Source organism: Bacillus sp. FAU18 (genome assembly GCF_056033885.1).
Window position 1 is genome coordinate 1,316,176 of sequence record NZ_JBVYHZ010000004.1, and the last position, 19,475, is coordinate 1,335,650.

21 protein-coding genes are annotated in these 19,475 nt (G+C 44.2%); 6 read left to right on the top strand and 15 right to left on the bottom strand.

Annotation, left to right across the window (positions count from 1 at the left end; genetic code table 11):
- Nucleotides 1-54 precede the first annotated feature (54 nt).
- The gene (locus AC0OMU_RS17975) at nt 55-1,755 is read left to right on the top strand and encodes a methyl-accepting chemotaxis protein (protein ID WP_322839848.1); all 1,701 of its coding nucleotides are present in this window, start codon (nt 55-57) and stop codon (nt 1,753-1,755) included.
- 38 nt (nt 1,756-1,793) lie between these two features.
- Here AC0OMU_RS17975 and opuBD read toward each other — a convergent pair whose 3' ends face one another.
- The 4 genes from opuBD to opuBA are packed head-to-tail and all read right to left on the bottom strand — an operon-like array spanning nt 1,794 to nt 5,238.
- Nucleotides 1,794-2,474 carry a choline ABC transporter permease OpuBD gene (gene opuBD, locus AC0OMU_RS17980; RefSeq protein ID WP_322839847.1) on the bottom strand — a complete coding sequence of 227 codons (681 nt, stop codon included), beginning with the start codon at nt 2,472-2,474 and terminating at the stop codon, nt 1,794-1,796.
- A 22-nt stretch (nt 2,475-2,496) separates the two neighbouring features.
- On the bottom strand, nt 2,497-3,411 hold the full coding sequence (gene opuBC / locus AC0OMU_RS17985; RefSeq protein ID WP_322839846.1) for a choline ABC transporter substrate-binding lipoprotein OpuBC: 915 nt from the start codon (nt 3,409-3,411) through the stop codon (nt 2,497-2,499).
- Between the two features lie 11 nt (nt 3,412-3,422).
- Nucleotides 3,423-4,076 carry a choline ABC transporter permease OpuBB gene (opuBB, locus tag AC0OMU_RS17990; protein ID WP_063334664.1) on the bottom strand — a complete coding sequence of 218 codons (654 nt, stop codon included), beginning with the start codon at nt 4,074-4,076 and terminating at the stop codon, nt 3,423-3,425.
- A gap of 16 nt (nt 4,077-4,092) precedes the next feature.
- Nucleotides 4,093-5,238: a choline ABC transporter ATP-binding protein OpuBA gene (gene opuBA / locus AC0OMU_RS17995; protein WP_063334665.1), complete on the bottom strand. Its 1,146-nt coding sequence runs from the start codon at nt 5,236-5,238 to the stop codon at nt 4,093-4,095.
- A gap of 283 nt (nt 5,239-5,521) precedes the next feature.
- Here opuBA and AC0OMU_RS18000 point away from each other — a divergent pair, with 283 nt between their 5' ends.
- Nucleotides 5,522-6,055 carry a GbsR/MarR family transcriptional regulator gene (locus AC0OMU_RS18000; protein WP_014478002.1) on the top strand — a complete coding sequence of 178 codons (534 nt, stop codon included), beginning with the start codon at nt 5,522-5,524 and terminating at the stop codon, nt 6,053-6,055.
- A gap of 31 nt (nt 6,056-6,086) precedes the next feature.
- Here the strand turns inward: AC0OMU_RS18000 and opuCD are convergent, their stop codons facing one another.
- From opuCD to opuCA, 4 genes are read right to left on the bottom strand one after another with little or no spacing between them, the layout of a single operon-like run.
- The gene (opuCD, locus tag AC0OMU_RS18005; RefSeq protein ID WP_322839845.1) at nt 6,087-6,761 is read right to left on the bottom strand and encodes a glycine betaine/carnitine/choline/choline sulfate ABC transporter permease OpuCD; all 675 of its coding nucleotides are present in this window, start codon (nt 6,759-6,761) and stop codon (nt 6,087-6,089) included.
- A gap of 17 nt (nt 6,762-6,778) precedes the next feature.
- Nucleotides 6,779-7,690, bottom strand: coding sequence for an osmoprotectant ABC transporter substrate-binding lipoprotein OpuCC (gene opuCC, locus AC0OMU_RS18010; RefSeq protein WP_003228350.1), 912 nt, complete (start codon nt 7,688-7,690; stop codon nt 6,779-6,781).
- Nucleotides 7,691-7,709: 19 nt separating this feature from the next.
- Nucleotides 7,710-8,363, bottom strand: coding sequence for a glycine betaine/carnitine/choline/choline sulfate ABC transporter permease OpuCB (gene opuCB, locus AC0OMU_RS18015; protein ID WP_003228349.1), 654 nt, complete (start codon nt 8,361-8,363; stop codon nt 7,710-7,712).
- Nucleotides 8,364-8,385: 22 nt separating this feature from the next.
- On the bottom strand, nt 8,386-9,528 hold the full coding sequence (gene opuCA / locus AC0OMU_RS18020; protein WP_322839844.1) for an osmoprotectant ABC transporter ATP-binding protein OpuCA: 1,143 nt from the start codon (nt 9,526-9,528) through the stop codon (nt 8,386-8,388).
- Nucleotides 9,529-9,791: 263 nt separating this feature from the next.
- Between opuCA and opcR the strand changes: the two genes are divergently transcribed.
- The gene (gene opcR / locus AC0OMU_RS18025; protein WP_003228345.1) at nt 9,792-10,349 is read left to right on the top strand and encodes an opuC operon transcriptional regulator OpcR; all 558 of its coding nucleotides are present in this window, start codon (nt 9,792-9,794) and stop codon (nt 10,347-10,349) included.
- A 17-nt stretch (nt 10,350-10,366) separates the two neighbouring features.
- Here opcR and AC0OMU_RS18030 read toward each other — a convergent pair whose 3' ends face one another.
- The gene (locus AC0OMU_RS18030; protein ID WP_015384657.1) at nt 10,367-11,002 is read right to left on the bottom strand and encodes an NAAT family transporter; all 636 of its coding nucleotides are present in this window, start codon (nt 11,000-11,002) and stop codon (nt 10,367-10,369) included.
- Nucleotides 11,003-11,151: 149 nt separating this feature from the next.
- On the opposite strand from AC0OMU_RS18030, the gene AC0OMU_RS18035 reads away from it, so the two are divergent.
- The gene (locus AC0OMU_RS18035; RefSeq protein WP_474241387.1) at nt 11,152-11,766 is read left to right on the top strand and encodes a PH domain-containing protein; all 615 of its coding nucleotides are present in this window, start codon (nt 11,152-11,154) and stop codon (nt 11,764-11,766) included.
- A 131-nt stretch (nt 11,767-11,897) separates the two neighbouring features.
- Nucleotides 11,898-12,596, top strand: a complete 699-nt coding sequence (locus AC0OMU_RS18040; RefSeq protein ID WP_474241388.1) for a zinc ribbon domain-containing protein — start codon at nt 11,898-11,900, stop codon at nt 12,594-12,596.
- 35 nt (nt 12,597-12,631) lie between these two features.
- Here the strand turns inward: AC0OMU_RS18040 and AC0OMU_RS18045 are convergent, their stop codons facing one another.
- Entirely contained in the window at nt 12,632-14,449 is a 1,818-nt protein-coding gene (locus AC0OMU_RS18045; protein ID WP_474241389.1) for a zinc ribbon domain-containing protein, read from the bottom strand.
- Nucleotides 14,450-14,574: 125 nt separating this feature from the next.
- On the opposite strand from AC0OMU_RS18045, the gene AC0OMU_RS18050 reads away from it, so the two are divergent.
- Nucleotides 14,575-15,036, top strand: coding sequence for a GNAT family N-acetyltransferase (locus AC0OMU_RS18050; RefSeq protein WP_015384661.1), 462 nt, complete (start codon nt 14,575-14,577; stop codon nt 15,034-15,036).
- A gap of 45 nt (nt 15,037-15,081) precedes the next feature.
- Here the strand turns inward: AC0OMU_RS18050 and AC0OMU_RS18055 are convergent, their stop codons facing one another.
- The 5 genes from AC0OMU_RS18055 to AC0OMU_RS18075 are packed head-to-tail and all read right to left on the bottom strand — an operon-like array spanning nt 15,082 to nt 19,465.
- Nucleotides 15,082-16,314, bottom strand: coding sequence for an MFS transporter (locus AC0OMU_RS18055; protein WP_015483701.1), 1,233 nt, complete (start codon nt 16,312-16,314; stop codon nt 15,082-15,084).
- Nucleotides 16,292-17,209: a sugar phosphate isomerase/epimerase family protein gene (locus tag AC0OMU_RS18060; RefSeq protein ID WP_015384662.1), complete on the bottom strand. Its 918-nt coding sequence runs from the start codon at nt 17,207-17,209 to the stop codon at nt 16,292-16,294. The genes AC0OMU_RS18055 and AC0OMU_RS18060 overlap by 23 nt, the downstream gene beginning before the upstream one ends.
- A 3-nt stretch (nt 17,210-17,212) precedes the next feature.
- Nucleotides 17,213-17,890 carry a PIG-L deacetylase family protein gene (locus tag AC0OMU_RS18065; RefSeq protein WP_015483702.1) on the bottom strand — a complete coding sequence of 226 codons (678 nt, stop codon included), beginning with the start codon at nt 17,888-17,890 and terminating at the stop codon, nt 17,213-17,215.
- Nucleotides 17,853-18,611 (bottom strand): WbqC family protein, encoded by a 759-nt coding sequence (locus tag AC0OMU_RS18070; RefSeq protein ID WP_474241390.1) that lies wholly within the window; start codon nt 18,609-18,611, stop codon nt 17,853-17,855. The genes AC0OMU_RS18065 and AC0OMU_RS18070 overlap by 38 nt, the downstream gene beginning before the upstream one ends.
- The gene (locus tag AC0OMU_RS18075; RefSeq protein ID WP_015384665.1) at nt 18,584-19,465 is read right to left on the bottom strand and encodes a GNAT family N-acetyltransferase; all 882 of its coding nucleotides are present in this window, start codon (nt 19,463-19,465) and stop codon (nt 18,584-18,586) included. The genes AC0OMU_RS18070 and AC0OMU_RS18075 overlap by 28 nt, the downstream gene beginning before the upstream one ends.
- Between the last annotated feature and the right edge of the window lie 10 nt (nt 19,466-19,475).

The window sequence follows — 19,475 nt, forward strand, 5'->3', positions numbered from 1 at the left end:
TCTCAGCCGATATATAGTACATCCACACATTACGTTTTTAAAGGAGACCACTATATGCGACTGACGATTTCCCGCAAATTCAGCCTGGTATTTTTGACACTGATCCTGATCAATTTACTTGTAGGCGGAATAGGCGTTCTTAATATGCAGCATATCATTCAAAAAACAGATGAAATCAACACAAAATGGATTGACGGCATCAAAGGAATCACTTCAATTAATTATGTAACCGAGCACCTGTCTTCTAAAGAAAAGGACTTTCTGATTTATACAGACAAAAGCAAAATGGATACACTTGATCAAGAAATGAATCAAATCATGGAAGACATTAACCAAAAGCTCGATAACTACGAAAAAACGATCTCCACTGATAAAGAGCAGAAACTGTTCGAGCAGCTTCAAACTGAAGTGAATACCTATATGGATATTCATGCGCAAATTATCGAAAGCGGCCGCACGAATGACATGGACAAAGCAAGAGGTTTATTGGTTCAGACTGAGGCCAGCTTTGAGGATATGAAAAAAACAATCACTCAGCTTGTTGACTTAAATCAAGAAGGCAGCAACACAGCGGTAAAAGAAACGAAGGCCGTCTATCATAAAGGGCTCATTTACACCGCTTTGCTTGTGGCAGCATCGATCCTCATCAGCATTTTCATCTGGCTTTATATCACGCGAAACATTGTAAAGCCTATCATTCGCATGAAGGAATCTGCAAATCATATTGCCGAAGGCGATCTGTCGAACGATATGGAGCCGCTCAACTCAAAAGACGAGCTGGGTGATCTGAATGAAGCGCTGCAAAAAATGGTAGGGAATCTGAGAGATATTGTCGGATATTCTAAAGACATATCAAGCCGGGTTCTTTCTTCTTCACAGGTGCTTGCAACCGCAACGAATGAAACAAGATCCGGCAGCAAACATATTACTGAAACGATGAACGAAATGGCTGAGGGCTCTGAACAGCAGGCCCAAGACGCCGTGACGATTGCCGAATCGATGAATGAGTTTACCGAAAGCATTGATAAAGCCTATAATCACGGCATCACAATCAGCGATACGTCTCAAAACGTTCTCGAACTCGCGGTAAGCGGGAACGAAAATATGGCTACGTCAGTACAGCAAATGAAAACCATCCATCATATTGTTCAAGAAGCCGTGGATAAAGTGAGATCACTGGAACAGCATTCTCAGGATATCAACAAGCTCGTTCAGGTCATCAACGGAATTGCCGAGCAAACGAATTTGCTGTCCCTTAACGCCGCGATTGAAGCTGCCCGCGCAGGAGAAAGCGGTAAAGGCTTCGCCGTTGTGGCAGATGAGGTCAGAAAGCTGGCTGACGGCGTTTCTGATTCCGTTCAGGATATTACCCGGATTGTAGGCGGCACACAGCAGGAGATCCACACTGTCATTACGTACTTGGAAAGCAGCTTTACAGAAGTCGAAAAAGGAACGGAAAACCTGACAGACACCGGGCAGGCTATGCAGCATATCAAACAATCCGTCACTCACGTTGCAGACAGCATTAAGGAAGTAACGGATGGCCTGAAGCAGTTAACAAACCAATCGATTACCATCAATCAATCGATTGAAAATATCGCTTCTGTATCCGAAGAGTCGGCTGCCGGCATTGAAGAAACATTTTCAATAACCGAGCAATCCGCCCATTCGATGGATCAAGTGCTTCAAAATGCTGAAGAGCTTGAGCAGCTGGCGAAGGAGCTTAATGAGAAGATGGGTCAGTTTACGATTTAAATAGAAAAAGAGGCTGGAGTCCAGCCTCTTTTTCTATTCTATGCAGCTGATTGAACGTGTTTCGCCCCGGTTCTTTTTTTCTTCACCGGACTTAATGCCCGCTCCAGCCAGGCCATGAGCAAATCCGCCCCTACCGCCATTACCGCAGTTGGTATCGCTCCGGCTAGAATAATCGCAGTTCCGTTTGTTGCGTTTGAGCCGCGGACAATCATGTCCCCAAGGCCTCCGGCACCAACAAATGTGCCAATCGCTGTAATTCCGATGGCAATGACGAGAGCCGTGCGAAGGCCCGCCATAATGACAGAAAGTGCGAGCGGGAGCTCAACCATTCTGAGCACTTGGAATTTTGTCATACCCATTGCTTTTCCCGATTCTAAGTAGGCATGCTCAATACTGATAATGCCTGTGTACGTGTTTCGAATAATCGGCAGCAGGGAATACAGAAATAATGATAGAATCACGGTATTTGCGCCGAGCCCCATAACAAGCATTAAGACGGCCAGCATAGCGAGCGCCGGGATTGTTTGAATAACGTTTGTTACTGCAAACACCCAGGCTGACAAACGGCGAAAATGCGCGATGAGGATTCCGGCCGGAACCCCGACGACAGCGGCAAACAATACGCCGTAAGCCGACATGAGAAAGTGGCGGCCGAATTCATCCATGACGTAACTGCCATTCTGCGTGTAATACATCATTAACTGTTCAAACACGTTCATTGACCTCTTCCCCCTTTCACGATTAGAAATAGTGATGTTTTTCTAAATATTCCTTGGCAACGACAGACGGTTCTTTGAGATTGCCGTCGACTTCATAGTTAAGCTCCTGCATCGTGGCTGTGTCGATTTTTCCGAGCATTTTCTTGATGATGCCTTCAAGCTCAGGATGTTCTTTGAGCACCTTTTCCGGAACAACAGGAGAGCAGTCGTACGGCGGGAAAAATTGTTTATCATCCTTTAGCATTTTGAGACCATAGGACTTGATTCTTCCATCGGTTGAATACGCAAGCACAATGTCCATTTTTCCGCTTTTCACCGCGTCGTACACAAGGCCGATCTGCATTGGATACGTGCCGCCGAATGTCATGCCGTAGGTTTTCGTAAAATCCTGATAGCCGTTTCCTTTGAGCTTCATCCAATAGTTATCAACGCCCAGCTTTAATTGCGGCGCCCATTTTTTAACGTCTGATACGGTCTCTAAATGGTATTGGTCGGCCAGCTCCTTGCTGACTGTAAAGGCATATGTATTATCAAACCCGTAGGAGTCATACCACTTTAAATCATATCTTTTTTTAAACTCCCGCTGAGTAAGCGCCAGCGCTTTGTCCGGATCTTTTTCAGGTTCCATTCTCAACGTGCCTGTCAGCGCGTCTCCCGTATATCTTGTGGCCGCAATGTCGATTTCATCATTCATTAAAGCCTGCTGCTGCACCGCGTTGGAGCCAAGATTTTTAATCGTTGTTGTTTTGAGATCAGTATGGTGTTCGATCAACTGGCCAAGCATGCTGGCGATGATTTCTGATTCGCTCATGCTTTGCGCGCCGATTTTAATGGTCTGGTCTGCAGCAGCGCTGAGACCAGGAAGCGAACAGCCGCTCAGCGTCAGCGTTGCCGCAAGTGCTAAACCTATCATTAGTTTGAGATATTTTCTTTTCATGAGCCGCCTCCTTATGACAATTCCTTCAATCTCTGCATGCCGGCAGGTGTCAGTTTTCGTTCAGCAACTGCCAGCACATAATCAATCACAATTGCCAATAACGTGACAGGTACCGCGCCCCCGATGATATATTCTGGCTGATATAAATTCAGTCCGATAAAAATGTAATCCCCCAATCCGCCGCCTCCGATAAAGGAAGCCAGCGTGGCCCAGCCGATTAAGTAAATCGTCGATGTCCTGATTCCCGCCATGATCACTGGCGCGGCAAGCGGCAGCTCCACCAAGCGGACTTGTTCAGCCGGCGTCATTCCGATTCCTTTACCAGACTCGAGCAGATTTTTGTTGACGCCGCGAATGCCGGTATACGTGTTGCGAAGAATCGGCAATACAGAATAGAAAAACAAAGCCACAATGGCCGGAACCTTCCCTACACCAAGGAGCGGAATAAAAAAAGCGAGGATGGCCAGACTCGGCAGCGTCTGAATGATATTGACAATGCCGATAATGGTGCCGGCTCCTTTTTTCATTCTGGTAAGCACAACCCCTAGGGGGACGGCAACCAGCACGCCTAAGATCACAGCAATGAGCGATATTGTAATATGCTCGTATGTTTTATAAAGAAGCTCGCCCCCATTGGTTTGCAAAAATTGAACAATATGATGCATGACTTATCGTCCCTCCCTATGACAATGCTGCGAGCTGCTTTTCTTCTCCCCAGAGGGAGTCATACACGATGTCGACCAGACTTGCCCTCGTCACAATTCCGATCAGGCGTCGGTCTTCATCCACAACGGGAACATATTTGACACCCCGTTTTAAAATTTTGCGGACCGTGTCGCGCAGCAGTGTGCCGCCCAGTACTGTGTATATATCTTCATGTAAAACTTCACTTACGAGATTGGCCTTTTTCCGGCATTGATCAATGATTTCAACATCGACATAGCCTTGCAGAACGTGCTCGTCATCGACGACCAGCAATGAATCGACCCGTTCCTGCCTCATCAGCTGAATGGCCTCAGAAAGCGTTTTATCCGCGGTGATCGTTACAGGCTGTGTGTTCATAATCTGGTCAACCCGTTCAACATCCGGGCTGGATGACTGAATCAGCCGCTCCTTGCCGATAAATTCCTCAACAAATTCGTCTGCCGGATTTCTTAAAATGTCATCGGGCGTTCCAACTTGAACGATTTCTCCCGCTTTTAAAATCACAATCCGGTCTGCCAGCTTAATCGCTTCATCCATATCGTGGGTAACAAATACGATGGTTTTATGTAAGGTTTTTTGCAGTTTTTTAAATTCTTCCTGGAGGGAATCCCTCGTAATCGGGTCGAGTGCCCCAAACGGTTCATCCATTAAGATAAGCGGCGGCTCCGCGGCAAGTGCCCGTAATACACCAATTCGCTGCTGCTGCCCCCCGCTTAATTCATGAGGGTAACGGTCTACATATTCAGGCCCCATATCGACCAATTTTAAAAGCTCACGCGCCCGCTCTTTCCGCTGCTGCTCCGGCCATTTCAGCAGTTTTGGGACGAGTGAGATATTCTGCTGAATGGTCATATGGGGAAACAGGCCGATCTGCTGAATCACATAGCCAATTTTGCGCCTGAGCTCTACAGGATCCTGGTCCATGATGTTTTCGCCGTCAATGAAAATCTTTCCGGCGGAAGGCTCAATTAATCGGTTAATCATTTTCATTGTTGTCGTTTTTCCGCAGCCGCTCGGCCCGATAAAGCAGATAAATTCGCCTTTTGCAATCTTAAGATTTACGTTGTTCACGGCTTTTTTGCCGCCCTTGTATGTTTTCGAGACATTTTCTAATGTTAGCAAACATCGCACCTCCAAAATTAAGTTTATTCAATTTGTTCAGTTTAAATTTAATTTTTCAGACAATTGAATGCTTCCCATTATAGAATAAAGTTTATAAAATAAAAAGTTTACAATTTGTTCATATTATTTATAAAGTATGTGTAAACGCTGATTTACCCGCATTGACGTGTGTTGATCTCCTTATTGCTCCAATTTCCTGCCAAATTCTCTTTTGACAGCATTTTCGCCGTATCAAAAATGTGGTATATTGACATCGGAATTGTTAGCTGAAAGGATGAAACCGTTGGAGAAAGATCCGTTAACGATCATTGAACAAGCCGAGGACCATTTTATAGAAAGAATCGCGGAAAACATGCATGCATTTGGAATGCCCTCTACCGTCGGACGTGTGCTGGGCATTATTTATATGAATCGAAAACCGATGACGCTTACGGAATTATCTGAGGCCACCGGCATGAGTAAAACACGCATGAGCCAGGTAGTGCGGGAAATGCTTGATGCCAACATTGCCGAGAAGGTGTTCGAAAAAGGCGTCCGAAAAGATTTATATGAGGTTGAGCAGGACTACTATCAAACATTTATCACGCTGTTTTCAGCCACCTGGAGCAAAGTCGTCAGCAAAAACAAAATGATGCATAAAAAACTCAATCGGGAGCTGCTCAGCGTGTTGGATGAAGAGCTTACTCCTGAAGCGGAAGAAAAAGTGAATGAACTGCTGAAAGAATTAAAGGAATGGCTTGATTATTATAATTGGCTCAGCCGTTTGATTGAGTTTTTTGAGAGCGAAGAAATTTTTAAATATGTGCCAAAGCCGTAAAAAACGCCCTGTCATTACAAGGCGTTTTTTCTTATGCGGCACCTGCCAAGTTTTTCTTCTTTCTCTTTTTAATCGGGCTTAACGCTCGTTCAAGCCAACCCATGACCAAATCGGCAATCACCGCCATCAGAGCTGTGGGGATCGCTCCCGCTAATATAATCGCGGTTCCGTTTGTGGCGTTTGATCCTCTGACGATGATGTCCCCGAGACCGCCAGCACCGACAAATGTCCCGATGGCCGTAATGCCGATGGCAATGACAAGCGCGGTGCGCAGGCCGGCCATTATGACAGAAAGCGCAAGCGGAAGCTCGACCATCAGCAGCACTTGAAATTTTGTCATCCCCATTGCTTTTCCGGATTCAAGATAGGCGTGCTCAATACTGATAATCCCAGTATACGTATTTCTGATAATCGGCAGAAGAGAATACAGAAATAATGACAATATCACCGTATTAGCGCCCAGCCCCATGACAAGCATCAGCACGGCGAGCATGGCGAGAGCCGGGATGGTCTGAATGACGTTCGTGACCGCAAAAACCCATCCGCTTAATCTTCTGTATCTGGCTATCAGGATGCCGAGTGGAATTCCAACAATGGCGGCAAATAAAACGCCGTACACCGACATCAGAAAATGGCGGTAAAATTCCTGCAGTACGTAACCGCCGTTTTGCGAATAGTATGTGCCAAGCTGCTGTAGTACTTCCATATGATCCACCTCTTTTCTTAGTCAAAATAATGATGTTTCTCTAAAAATTCCTTTGCTACGACAGACGGCTCCTTCAGCTTGCCATCCACCTCATAATTAAGTTCCTGCATCGTTTCCGTGTCGATTTGCCCAATCAGCTTATTGATCACACCTTCAAGTTCCGGATGCTCCTTAAGCACCTTTTCCGGAATCACCGGTGAACAGTCATACGGCGGAAAGAAACGCTTATCGTCTTTTAAGATTTTCAGATCATATGCTTTAATCCGTCCATCCGTTGAATAAGCCAAAACCGCATCCATTTTCCCGTTTTTGACTGCGTCATAGACTAGCCCGATCTGCATTGGATAAGTTGTGCCGAACTCAAAGCCATATGTGCTGACAAAGCCTTTATACCCGTCGCCTTTTCGTTTCAGCCAAGCATTGTCGACGCCTAATTTATATTGGGAAGCATTTTTCTTCAGGTCAGACACGGTGTTAATATGCTCCTTTTCCGCAAACTTTTTTGTTACGGTGAAGGCATATGTGTTATCAAAGCCGTAGGAATCAAACCATTTATAAGAAAAGCGCTTTTGAAACTCGTTCTGCACAATGTTCAGCGCTTTTTTCGGATCTTTCTCCGCTTCCTTGCCGAGGGTGCTTGTTAAATCTGTTCCGGAATAGCGCGTGGCTGAAATATCAATGTCACCGCCCAGCATCGCTTGGTGCTGAACATAGTTTGAGCCGAGGTTTTTCACTAAAGCAGTATTCAAATCTGTATCATGTTCAATAAGCTGCGCGATCATATTCGCTACAATTTCTGATTCTGTCATGCTCTGCGCCCCGATTTTGATCGTATCGTCAGAAGCGCCGCCTAGACCCGGCAGAGAGCAGCCGCCTAGCAGCATGACAAAGACGAGAGCAAACGCGCCAAGCCATTTGATTTTTGTCATTTTCAACAGTGCCAACTCCTTACGAAACTTCCTTCATCCCTTGCAAGCCTTTCGGCGTCACCTTTCGTTCTGTCACAGCCAGCACATAATCAATAATAATTGCCAGAATTGTGACAGGCACGGCACCGCCAATGATATATTCAGGCTGGTATAGGTTCAGGCCGATAAAAATATAGTCCCCGAGGCCGCCTCCTCCGATAAACGACGCAAGTGTCGCCCAGCCAATTAGGTAGATCGTTGATGTGCGGATCCCCGCCATGATGATGGGAATCGCCAGCGGGATTTCGACGAGCCGAATCTGCTCCCAGCCGGTCATGCCAATCCCTTTCCCCGATTCCAGGAGGTTTTTATTTACACCTTTAATGCCGGTATACGTATTGCGCAGGATCGGCAGCACCGAATAGAAAAATAAAGCGACAATCGCAGGCACTTTTCCTACACCGAGAAGCGGAATAAAAAAGGCTAAAATCGCCAGACTCGGGAGGGTTTGCACAATGTTTACGAAACCGATTACCGCACCTGCGCCTTTTTTCATTCTGGTAAGAGCAACGCCGAGCGGCACTGCAACGATAATGCCCAATACAACGGCTATGAGTGAAATATATAAATGCTCTCCTGTTTTATACAGCAGCTCTCCGCCGTTCGTTTGCAAAAAAGTCATCATTTGATTCATCTTAAAAGAGCTCCTCCCCTGGTCAGATCGTCATGAGCTGATTTTCCTCGTCGCCCCAAATGGAATCGTATACGATATCAACGAGGCTCGCTCTTGTCACAATCCCTGCTAAATGGTTCTGTTCATCGACCACCGGAACATACTTGATCCCCTGCTTCAAAATTTTTCGGACTGTATCGCGAAGAAGCGCCCCTTTTTGAACGGTATATATATCTGAACGGTATACGTCGCCAACGATGCTCGCTTTTTTGCGGTTTTGATCAATCATTTCCACATCAACATAGCCCTTCAGCACGTTTTGCCGGTCCACAACGAGCAGCGAGTCAACACGTTTTTCTCTCATCAGCTGAATCGCCTGAGAAAGCGTTTTGTCCGCAGATACCGTCACCGGCGTTCTGTTCATCATTTGCTCTACCCGCTCGATATCCGGTCTTGACTGAATCAGGCGCTCTTTCCCGATAAATTCTTCAACAAACTCATTTGCCGGGTTTCGAAGAATCTCATCAGGTGTGCCGACTTGAACGATTTCTCCCGCTTTTAATATCACAATCCTGTCAGCAAGCTTAATCGCTTCATCCATATCGTGGGTTACAAACACAATCGTTTTGTTTAAGGTTCTCTGCAGTTTTTTGAATTCTTCCTGAAGGGAATCACGCGTAATCGGATCAAGCGCTCCGAACGGTTCATCCATTAAAATGAGAGGGGGTTCCGCTGCCAGGGCGCGCAGCACGCCGATTCTCTGCTGCTGTCCGCCGCTGAGCTCATGCGGATAACGGTCTAAATACTCTGGGCCCATATTCACAAGCTTTAACAGCTCGCGCGCCCGTTCTTTCCGTTTTTCCTCAGGCCATTTCAGCAGCTTTGGTACGAGTGAGATGTTCTGCTGGATGGTCATATGGGGGAACAAACCAATCTGCTGAATCACATAGCCGATTTTTCTCCTCAGCTCAACCGGGTCCTGTTCCATAATATTTTCTCCGTCGATAAAGATCCTTCCAGACGATGGTTCTATCAGCCTGTTGATCATCTTCATCGTCGTCGTTTTTCCGCAGCCGCTCGGGCCGATAAAACAGATAAATTCACCTTTGGCAATATCTAAATCAATGCTGTTCACAGCTTTTTTGCCGCCTTTATATACTTTTGACACTTGTTCCAATTTCAGCAATCCGTGCACCTCCGCAGGTTTCCTATAAATTTTCTGAAAAGTATAATCCTTATTATAGTTTGAACTTTGTAAAATAAAAAGTTTACAATGTGTTGAAATTATATGTTATTTATAGATTATTTATTGTTATGACCGAGACGGAAAGGGTGTTCTTACAATTACGCCGGATACCTCCCACTTCCTCTGCATTCAGCTATTTTCAACACCAGGAAGAAATATGATATATTGACACCATCAATTGCCATTTGAAGGGATGATCAGCTGTGAAAAAAACCGCTCTCGACATCATTGAACATGCTGAAGAGCATCTCATTGAGAAGATTGCCGAAAATATGCATACGTTTGGAATGCCTTCAACTGTCGGACGTGTGCTCGGAATTATTTATATGAATCGAAAACCAATGACCTTAAGCGAGCTCTCTGAGGCAACGGGCATGAGCAAAACACGGATGAGCCAGGTTGTCCGGGAAATGATCGATGCCAATATCGCCGAAAAGGTGTTTGAAAAAGGCGTACGAAAAGACCTTTATGACGTCGAGCAGGATTATTATCAAACCTTCATTTCTTTATTCGCGGCGAATTGGACAAAGGTCGTGAGCAAAAACAAAGTGCTGTATAAAAAATTAAACCGGGAGCTGAGTGATCTTTTACAAAGGGACGGGCTTACCCCGGAAGCGGAAGAGAAAGTCAATCAGCTGCTGAATGAATTAAAAGAATGGCTTCATTACTATGATTGGCTGAGCAGGTTGATTGAATTTTTTGAGAGTGAGGAAGTCTTTCGGTATGTGCCGAAAACAAAAGAAAGCAGCTCTCTAAAATAAGAGAGCTGCTTTTTGCATCATGAGGTTAAGACCGGAAACATGCCTTTCAGCCCGGCACCAATCATCCCGACCGCAACCACGGCTAAGATTAATCCCATCAGTCTGGTAATCACATTCATCTCGGTTTTTCCGAGTTTGCTGCTGATAAAAGCAGAATAGTGGAAAAAGAGAAAGGTCAGGGCAATAACGGCGGCTATGCCGATCATGACAGCCACATAATGACCAATGCCGCTATGACCGGCGGAAAGGCTCATCACTGTTGCAATCGTTCCAGGCCCAGCAATGATCGGAATGGATAAAGGTGTGACTGATATATCCGCTTTTTCCTTGCTTTCCTTATGTTCATCATGGTGAAGAGATTGCACGTGTGATTCTTTCGCATTCAATAGATTATAGGCAATGCCGAAAATGAATATGCCGCCCGCCACTCGGAGCGCGTGAATGTTGATATCAAACAGTTTAAAGATAAGATGGCCGAAAACCAAAAAAGCCGCGAGAATAAAAAAGGATAAAGTAGCTGCCTTCCGGGCAATCGCTTTTCTTTCCGCTGCAGTATAGCCTTCTGTCAGCGTCAGAAATATCGGCACGTTTCCGATCGGATTCGATACTGCGAATAAAGAAATAAAGACGTGAACGATGAATGAGAACATCATATACCTCCTTGTTGATAGTCTCTGCACAGGAAATAGAATTATTCTCCACCCTTTTACCCGGAGGCGATTTCCCGGTAAACCTTTATAGCCTGTCAGAAACGCGCCATGCTACAATGAAGTGACAAATTGAATAGGAAGGACGTATACAGATGTTCAAAAAAATTGCGGCAGATGCCTTGGGCTTATCTGATATCGGAAAAATTATCGAACCTCAGGACTATGACAAAACAGACGCAGATGATTATGTCATGCATGAAGATAATGAGAAAATTTATTTCTTGATTAAAACAAAAGCAGACGAGTATTGCTTTACGAACCTGGCCCTGATCCATGTAGACGGCGAACGCGCCACTTCCTCAAAACGTACGTTGAAACGCTATCCTTATTCGCAATATAAAATCTCTGACGTTTTTCTTGAAACTGCCGGAAAAGTGGATTTGGATGTTGAAATTAAGTTCAAGCTGGGCGGTGAACAATTCGACATTGATGTCCACAAAGACCAGATTGAAAAGCTAAAAGACCTTTATAAATCACTGCTTCGCATCGCTGAAACAACCTATGAAAATGACATTTTAATCAATCAAGCGGAGCAAAGCTTAGATAAAGCAGTGACGATTCTTCACCATACCCGCCCTGAGCACGTTAATATTGAAACGCAATACAAAGAGCTGACCGAATTCGGTTTTACTTGGCTGACATCCGTTCGCTCGCAGTATCATATTAAGGATTTTGGGGATGTATTTGAGAAATATATGAATAACTAGATAAAAAAAGACACAGCTGCTATCGGGCACGTGTCTTTTTTTGTATGAATATTGATTACTTTACAACTTTTTTCTTTTATAATAAAACTATTAGTCTATTTTCCCTATATTACAGATAAAGGAGTTATTTTATGTATTGTCCTCAATGCGGCCATCAAACAGATGGCGGAAATTTTTGTGAGAAATGCGGATCACCGCTCCCCGGTCAATCAGGCCACCAGCATGCAGCTCAAACTGGAGTCGCTGCAAAGCAAGCAGCAAAACAGTTCGGTTCATTTGTCTTATCCGTCCTGAAACGCCCTTATCAGGAATGTAAAGCAACAGGCGGAGAACAGCTGATCAGCGCAATCATTACGATGGTTCTTTTCAGTTTGCTGACCCCTTTGATGTTTTATATTCTTTTTTCAGACGGTCCCGGAAGCGTAAGCTTTACAGCAATCTTCTTAGAGCCAACCATTTATTTTATTTTATTTCTATTTGGCCTGCATGCATGCATCTTTTTCGCCCTGAAAATCGCGGGAATCCAAGTATCTTTCAAGGATTCATTCTCAAGATTCGGAGCGTTTCTCATACCGTTTACGGCTATTTTGATTCTTGCCCTTTTCTTCTTTTTATTACATACAGACATTTGCTTTACCATATTAGCTGTTGGTTTAATCGGTGCATTCTTCGCCATTCCTCCTGCGATGCTGAGCAGTTACCAGCATTCATATAAAGGGAAAATTGATGTCATTTACTCAACGATTGTGATTTATCTGATCATCTGCGTTACATTTCAGCTTATTATCGAACACTATATCAAAGAAATTTTCCGTTATATGCTCTTTTAAAAACAACCCCATCACCTGCTGGTGATGGGGCTGTTTTATTGAATAGACGTTAAGTAAATTCTTCCGTTCTTCACTACGCCGGTATAAGTCCAGTTATATGTTCTGAGCTTTGGACTGCCGCCTGATTTTGTGATGTAGAATTCTTCATACGTCTTAATCGTGACAGCCGACCCATTTTGGCTCCAGCTTTTCACTTCATAGTTATTAAAGTCTTCTGTTGTCCCCTCTTTATTTAGTTTCGCCACGAGATGCTGCTGGTCGGAGTAAAGGGAACTTCCTTTTTCAAGGCTGTCTTCCATCAGTGAGAAATTATTTTGATTCACGGCATCTGCCTGACTTTGCAGATAACTGCCCATAAATAATGTCACTTGTTCATCTGTAACATTGCCGCTTGCAGAGCTTTCACTGCCTTTGTTTTTCGAGCCAGCCCAGGCGGAAGTGTATGTCTCTGGTTTATCATTTTTGATTTTCTTTATATTTGTGCCTGCAGATTCGAATGTTGATTCTGCATCTTCGAAAATCCATTTTTTCTGTTTTTTATCATATGAAAGAAGATATTCATAACTCGGACTGTCGTCAGTCATTTCAGATTTTGTATAGTCGTTATACGAAGAAGACTGGTGAAGTTCTATTCCTGTTACGGATACCTGCCACGTTCCGTCGTTTTTCTGAGAGAGGACAAATGTGTCCAGGTCAAAATCAGTTTCCAAGTATCTATCTTTTAAATATGAATCCGCGCTTTTCATAGAATCGACGGTGTCCTTCGTCTCTGCCTTCCAATTAGCACTTGCCTCTGTCATCTGGGCTGTATTCCCATCGGATAGAGCTTTAGAGTATTGTTTTGTTGTTTTGACAATCGTGTTCATAATCTGTTCCTGTGTATCTTGATCAGGAATTAACGTTAACTCCATTTCTTTATCATCGATCGGAACGCCGGCAGTTTTTGTTTTTCCCCACGGAAATTCTGCCTCGACTGAAGCTGTCATTGATCCATCTGTCAGCAGCGGACCATATGTTACGGATTTGAACGGATCTTTATGAATTGATTTACCGTTAATCAGCAAATCTCCCTTCCCGCTCTTGATGTCATCCGCTAAGCTGAATGTCACATCGTCTGCTTCCAATGAGAGATCAACACGAAAGCTGCTATCGCCAACCGCCTGAATGTCTTCCTTTTTCACAAGGTCAACGACATCGTTTTTCAGTTTGGCTGAGACTGTATATTCGCCGGGAATGTACGGACCAAGGGTTTGTGCTTGATCTGCTTTCTTTACAGATCCGGCTTCCTCTTTATTGACATATAGATCGGTATTTTTATAATTGCTGCTCACTTCAAAATAAACAGGTGCTACCTTTAAGTCGTAATGGTCAAATACCAGCAGGCTTTTTCCGTCTTTTTCTGCGTATACGATATCCTTCTGGGCTGTTTCCTCACGGAGCGATGCAAAAAGTTCATCTTTTTTGTCTGGATGATCCTTCAAATATGTAAGAAACGGTTTTACATTATTTTTAGTGAGTTTAAGATTGTCATTTACCGGTGTAAGCAGAGTCGCGATTTGGCCCTGATCCTCATCATTTACGGCCTGTTCAAACTTGTCTACTAACCTATCCTTTGAAGTAAAATACGCTCCGGTTTTATATGCAGCGAATAATATAACGGACGCCGCGGCAATGCTGCTCCATAAAATGATGGTTTTCTTTCGGATCGGTTTTCGCGGAACCTGCCTTGTTTCTGCAGTGCTAGCTGTTTCTTGATTTGCCTGTTTGCTGCCCCCTCCGATCGGGGTGCCGCATTGTTTACAAAACTTGGCTCCTTCATTATTCTGGGAGCCGCAATTCTTACAAAAAAACATGACTTTCCTCCTATTCTACTAATTTGATAACATTTACTGCTTTTCATATTTTATAATAAAAAAGAATGAAATTGGGAACGAATGAAAAAATTAAATGTCTATCAGACTAAAAAGGTGGTACGAATATGCAAAAGCTCAGGATTGAATTAGGAAAAGAAACAAATGACGAATTATATGATCTATTGCTGCTCGCCGATCCATCGAAAGACATTGTAGATGAATATCTTGAGAGGGGAGAATGTTACACAGCTTGGGCCGGTGATGAGCTTGCAGGTGTTTATGTATTGCTAAAAACAAGGCCGCAAACAGTTGAAATTGTAAATATTGCGGTAAAAGAATCTCTTCAGAAGAAGGGCTTTGGCAAACAGCTTGTACTTGACGCCATCGAAAAAGCGAAGGAGCTGGGGGCGGACACGATTGAAATCGGCACGGGGAATTCCAGCATTCATCAGCTTTCTCTCTATCAAAAATGCGGATTCCGCCTTCAGGCGATCGACCACGATTTCTTTGTCAGACATTATGATGAGGACATTTTTGAAAACGGGATTCAATGCCGCGATATGGTAAGGCTTTATTTGGATCTTTAATAAAAGAGCTGCCGCATGATCATCGGCAGCTCTTTTATATAGAAATTAAAAAAACTGATTCGCTTTTTTTCCGGTATCCCGCTGCATTCCTTGCCTCACTGACAATATAAAAAAAGTCAGGACGAGAGTCAGACCGACAGCCAGAAAAATATAATCAGCGTCCATAAACACAAGAAGCACTGTGTAAACAGCTGCTGAAAGAGGTTCTCCCATCTTTACAATAGAAAAAATAAGCGCGAATATTCTTCCGAAGTATTCAGTCGGAACCGTCTTTTGAAAATACAGAACCGTTTGCACATCAATATAGGAGATGATGACGCCCAGCACCAAAAAAATGGCACATTCCAGCCCGCTAAGCGGAAAAAACAAAAACATAATGAGCAGCCCTACCGCTGTTAAAGTTCTGGGATAAAGCCGTTCTAGCCGCTTCGTATTCCACTTGAAAAATACAGCAAGATTCCCTAAGAGCATACCGCCCTGAAACATTGAATACATGATAGCGAACCATACGGAATAGTTCTCATGAAAACGTTCCACTGCAAGAATCGGCCCCATTACAGAAATAAACCCGGCAATGACAAGATTTACGATAAAAAAATAACCGACAGCAGTCATCCAAGATGAGTTGCCCTTCAGCATTCTGTAGCCTGTCTTAAGGGCTTCTGCCCCTTTGCTTTTTAGGCCGGCAGATTCTGAAATGTGAATAAGGGCAATCAATGCAGCGGATACGAAAAATGCCGTCCCATTTATGAGAAACAGAAGCCCAAACGGAATCGCCGCAATCAAAACGCCGCTAATCAGCTTTCCGACGATCAGACCAATAAGTTCGCTAGTGTTAATTAATGAAGTCGCCTGATCGAGATGTTTCTGAGGGACAAGCAGCGGAATAAGCGCCACTTTCGCCGGGGAAAAGAGCATCGATTGCAGCGATAAACAAAATGCGCATACACCAATGATCCATACAGTTAACAAACCGTTCGCACTAAGGACTGCCAAGAGAATCATAATGACTGCTCTTCCAGTATTACACACATACAATATGGATTTTTTTCGTATTGAATCAATTAAAGGTCCGGTAAACATTCCGAATGTCAATGGAACGAGCTCGATAAAAGAAATCACCCCGACTAATATTTTGCTTCCGGTCAAATCGAGCACTAGAAGCGGAAGCGCGATGAGCCAGACGCCATCCGCCGCGGAAGAAAATACTTGTGCAGACCAAAGCTTTGCATAATTTGGTGTTCGATATGCCGAATTACGTCCGCTTTTTTTCTTCATCAGAAGCACCGCCGAACCATTCTAATGTTCTCCATGATTCTTTTCTTTGTGTATAGTCCTCTTCCATCACTTCAAATACGATACCCGTGCCATCCCCGCGGTGTATCTCCTTTAACATCTCCGCCGCTTGTCTGAGCAATGGTTCATTAATCGTTCCTTCAGCGGGATGACGCCCTTCAAAACAGCGGACATCACCATGCGGGAAGGCTAGCTGGCGAAACGAACTGAAATGATAATGTTTAATGCTGTCCTTTAAGGAAAGAAACTGAAAAAAATCAGGGTATCTCAGCTTTTCATCCCTGAACATAAGTGATGATGACAGATGTGTCTGATAGGTAATGGCCCAATGACACAGATCCCATGTAATGCCGACATGTTTTAAACCGAGCTGAACCAGCTCCTCAAAATCCTCAGGATAAATAAAAATCGGGTCAAAGTCTTCGCCCAGATTCCCGATAATCGGCAGATTTTCGACTCCAATCCATATATCCGTCCCTTTCAGCTCATCATCAAACGCCGCAAAAAATTCAATGACTTTTCTGCGATTTCCTTCTAAGTCATAGCTTTGAAATTCTTCAACCGACATAAATTGATTGGCATGAACAGTTATGCCCTTAGCGCCGTACATATCCGCAAGCTCTGCAAAATGCAGCAGACGGTCCTTTATATGCGCTTCGTGAACATAATCCGCATTGTCGGTGGGAAAATGAAGTGTCAATAATGACGGCTCAAGCTGTTTTGTGTAATCAAGTGTCCGCTTGAAGGTTTTCACATAATCGGTTTCTTCAAACGACTTTCCGTCGAAGATGTTGGCTTCAAGACCGTATCCTGCTTCGACCCACTTTTTATCAATTTGCTTCGGGTCTAACCCGAAAAACGGTATTTGCGCAATCATCCGTCACCACGTTCCTCTCACAAGCATAAATGCTTCTGCTGCAGAAAAACCCGATTTAGCTCCCCATACGTATGCGTTATTTTCTATCGCTTGCAAGGAGCGCGGATGCGGGAAATCCCTCAGCTCCGAATCATAGCACGCCATGGCCTTCAGCTTCAATTCAAGCTCTTCTTCTATATTAATGAAGAAATTCGCATGGAATTGATCCTTCTTCAAGTAGTTCCACTCTGTCGAGGATAAGGTCTCGTATGCCAGAACCTGTTTTACGGAATGACCTGGAAGCGGGCGGGTTGCCGTCATCACCGCTCTGAATACAACAGCATGGTCAATATTAATGTCACCGCCGTATTGTGTATATACGATATCGGGCTGAAACCGTTCAATTTGTTTTTCTGCCTCTTTTACGACATCCAGCAAATCCATTGAATCCAGCCTGTTATCAGGAAGGTTTAACCTGACAAAATCGCTTATGCCGAGCGTGCTAAGCGCTTGTTCCGTTTCACTATAGGAATGCTGCATGATCGAATCACAAGGTTTTTCATAGTCTTCTTTTCTAGACGATTTTCCTTCAGCCATAATGACAGCCGACACACTGTCTCCTTGACGGACATGTTTCGCCAATGCTCCGCCGACGCCGATAATTTCATCGTCCGGGTGCGCCGCAAATACCATTACTTTCATCATATTGTCCCCCTTTGATTAACGTCTCGCAAATATCCGCGCCGCAGTTCATAAGCATATCAAGCATAGAGAGATGAGGAATGTGCTCTCCGAACAACTGCGGATAATGGATGGTCCTGATTTGCTGGTATTCGATTGTAATTCCGCTTCTATCAAAATCACTTTCTATTAAATAGTCTGATCCTTGGCTGCCTGAATAATAGTGATCAGCCCCAAGTTCCTTACAAAGCGCGAGCACAAAATCACTCTTTTTTTCATTCCGGCATTCGAGCTCCGACACATAGCAAATTGGGGTCGATATGCGAAGTTCCCGCAGAAAAAAATCAATGATGAACATATTTAAATCATGAAGGTACTCCCATTCCCGCTGATAGACATCTTTAAAAACCATTTGATATTCCTCGAAATAGGGAGCCTTCGCATAATTCATTTTAATCGCCATCCAGTGTTTCTTCCGCCAGTCCTGCTCTTGGTCGATTTTCATATCACGAAGCTCGATATCCTTATAATTTTTCATCTGCAAAGGAACAGTCAGCCACATGGGGCCTTGGGAAGTTTTGATTCTGTTCCGATTGAGAAATCCCTTTTTCTCAAACTGGGCTGTATCGTGAATGGCAAATACATCTGATTTATGGATTTTTTCAAAAAAACCATACCAGGGGAGATAACTGGACTGATGGCCGCTTACCACTTTTACTCCGTTTCTGTGAAATGTCGACATCGTTTCTCTTCAGCTCCCCAATATCGTTTCGGTCTGGCAATTTCTTTACTGTGGGAATATCCAAAATCAACCCATTGCAGTTTCTTGCCGATGGCGAATGATAAAGCGTTCCGCATCAGCAAATAAGAGGCCTGCGTTTCTTTTCCGGCAGGGCTGTTTACATTCTGCCAATAATAGAAATGGGAATGGTCATATAGAAAAATACTGCTGCTGATCATGTCAGTCTCAAGAAATGCCCCTACCCAAAAGACTTGCCTTCCAAGGCTTTCTAGCAGCTTTTGAAAAAAATCCTGACTCAGCATATAGGCTGCACCGATAGCTGCTGTATGCGCCTTATACAATTCGTAAAATTCATGAATCGATTCCTGTCCAATTAGGCGGACGGACACATTTTTCTTTTCCGCATATCTGACGGCAGTCCGGGCTTTTCCTGAACAGTTTGTCCATAGCTCTTCAAATGTATCGGGAAGCGGCAATATGTGTGTGTCTTTTTCTGCCCAATGTTCTCCCGTTTCTTCGATAAAAGAAGTTTGGCCATGCGGAAGCAGGAGCCGCGATAATTTCTGTCCAAATAAAGCCTTGATTTCGCTTTGCAGCCATTCAAATGATATCGGACGGTCTGAAATGACGCCGCCGTATCCTATCATATTCCCGCTGAGCAAGCCATTCTGCTCAAACACCGGAACATATATCACTTGTCCGCCGTCCGATGTCAGCTTAACAGGGTGAAACGAGGTATTGGGGAGCTCCTCCATGAGCTTCCCCCAATCATAGCTTTGAAACAATCCAGTCTGAAAAATGCCAGCGGCTCGATCCCATGCTTGACGAGTTACCAAATTTGCTGTTTTTTGCACGATATATCAC

Excerpts from the sequence above, each read along its gene's own strand:
- AC0OMU_RS17975 (WP_322839848.1), top strand. The coding sequence starts at position 55 with ATGCGACTGACGATTTCCCGCAAATTCAGCCTGGTATTTTTGACACTG.
- opuBD (WP_322839847.1), bottom strand. The coding sequence starts at position 2,474 with ATGAACGTGTTTGAACAGTTAATGATGTATTACACGCAGAATGGCAGT.
- opuBC (WP_322839846.1), bottom strand. The coding sequence starts at position 3,411 with ATGAAAAGAAAATATCTCAAACTAATGATAGGTTTAGCACTTGCGGCA.
- opuBB (WP_063334664.1), bottom strand. The coding sequence starts at position 4,076 with ATGCATCATATTGTTCAATTTTTGCAAACCAATGGGGGCGAGCTTCTT.
- opuCD (WP_322839845.1), bottom strand. The coding sequence starts at position 6,761 with ATGGAAGTACTACAGCAGCTTGGCACATACTATTCGCAAAACGGCGGT.
- opuCC (WP_003228350.1), bottom strand. The coding sequence starts at position 7,690 with ATGACAAAAATCAAATGGCTTGGCGCGTTTGCTCTCGTCTTTGTCATG.
- opuCB (WP_003228349.1), bottom strand. The coding sequence starts at position 8,363 with ATGAATCAAATGATGACTTTTTTGCAAACGAACGGCGGAGAGCTGCTG.
- AC0OMU_RS18030 (WP_015384657.1), bottom strand. The coding sequence starts at position 11,002 with ATGATGTTCTCATTCATCGTTCACGTCTTTATTTCTTTATTCGCAGTA.
- AC0OMU_RS18035 (WP_474241387.1), top strand. The coding sequence starts at position 11,152 with ATGTTCAAAAAAATTGCGGCAGATGCCTTGGGCTTATCTGATATCGGA.
- AC0OMU_RS18040 (WP_474241388.1), top strand. The coding sequence starts at position 11,898 with ATGTATTGTCCTCAATGCGGCCATCAAACAGATGGCGGAAATTTTTGT.
- AC0OMU_RS18045 (WP_474241389.1), bottom strand. The coding sequence starts at position 14,449 with ATGTTTTTTTGTAAGAATTGCGGCTCCCAGAATAATGAAGGAGCCAAG.
- AC0OMU_RS18050 (WP_015384661.1), top strand. The coding sequence starts at position 14,575 with ATGCAAAAGCTCAGGATTGAATTAGGAAAAGAAACAAATGACGAATTA.
- AC0OMU_RS18055 (WP_015483701.1), bottom strand. The coding sequence starts at position 16,314 with ATGAAGAAAAAAAGCGGACGTAATTCGGCATATCGAACACCAAATTAT.
- AC0OMU_RS18060 (WP_015384662.1), bottom strand. The coding sequence starts at position 17,209 with ATGATTGCGCAAATACCGTTTTTCGGGTTAGACCCGAAGCAAATTGAT.
- AC0OMU_RS18065 (WP_015483702.1), bottom strand. The coding sequence starts at position 17,890 with ATGAAAGTAATGGTATTTGCGGCGCACCCGGACGATGAAATTATCGGC.
- AC0OMU_RS18070 (WP_474241390.1), bottom strand. The coding sequence starts at position 18,611 with ATGTCGACATTTCACAGAAACGGAGTAAAAGTGGTAAGCGGCCATCAG.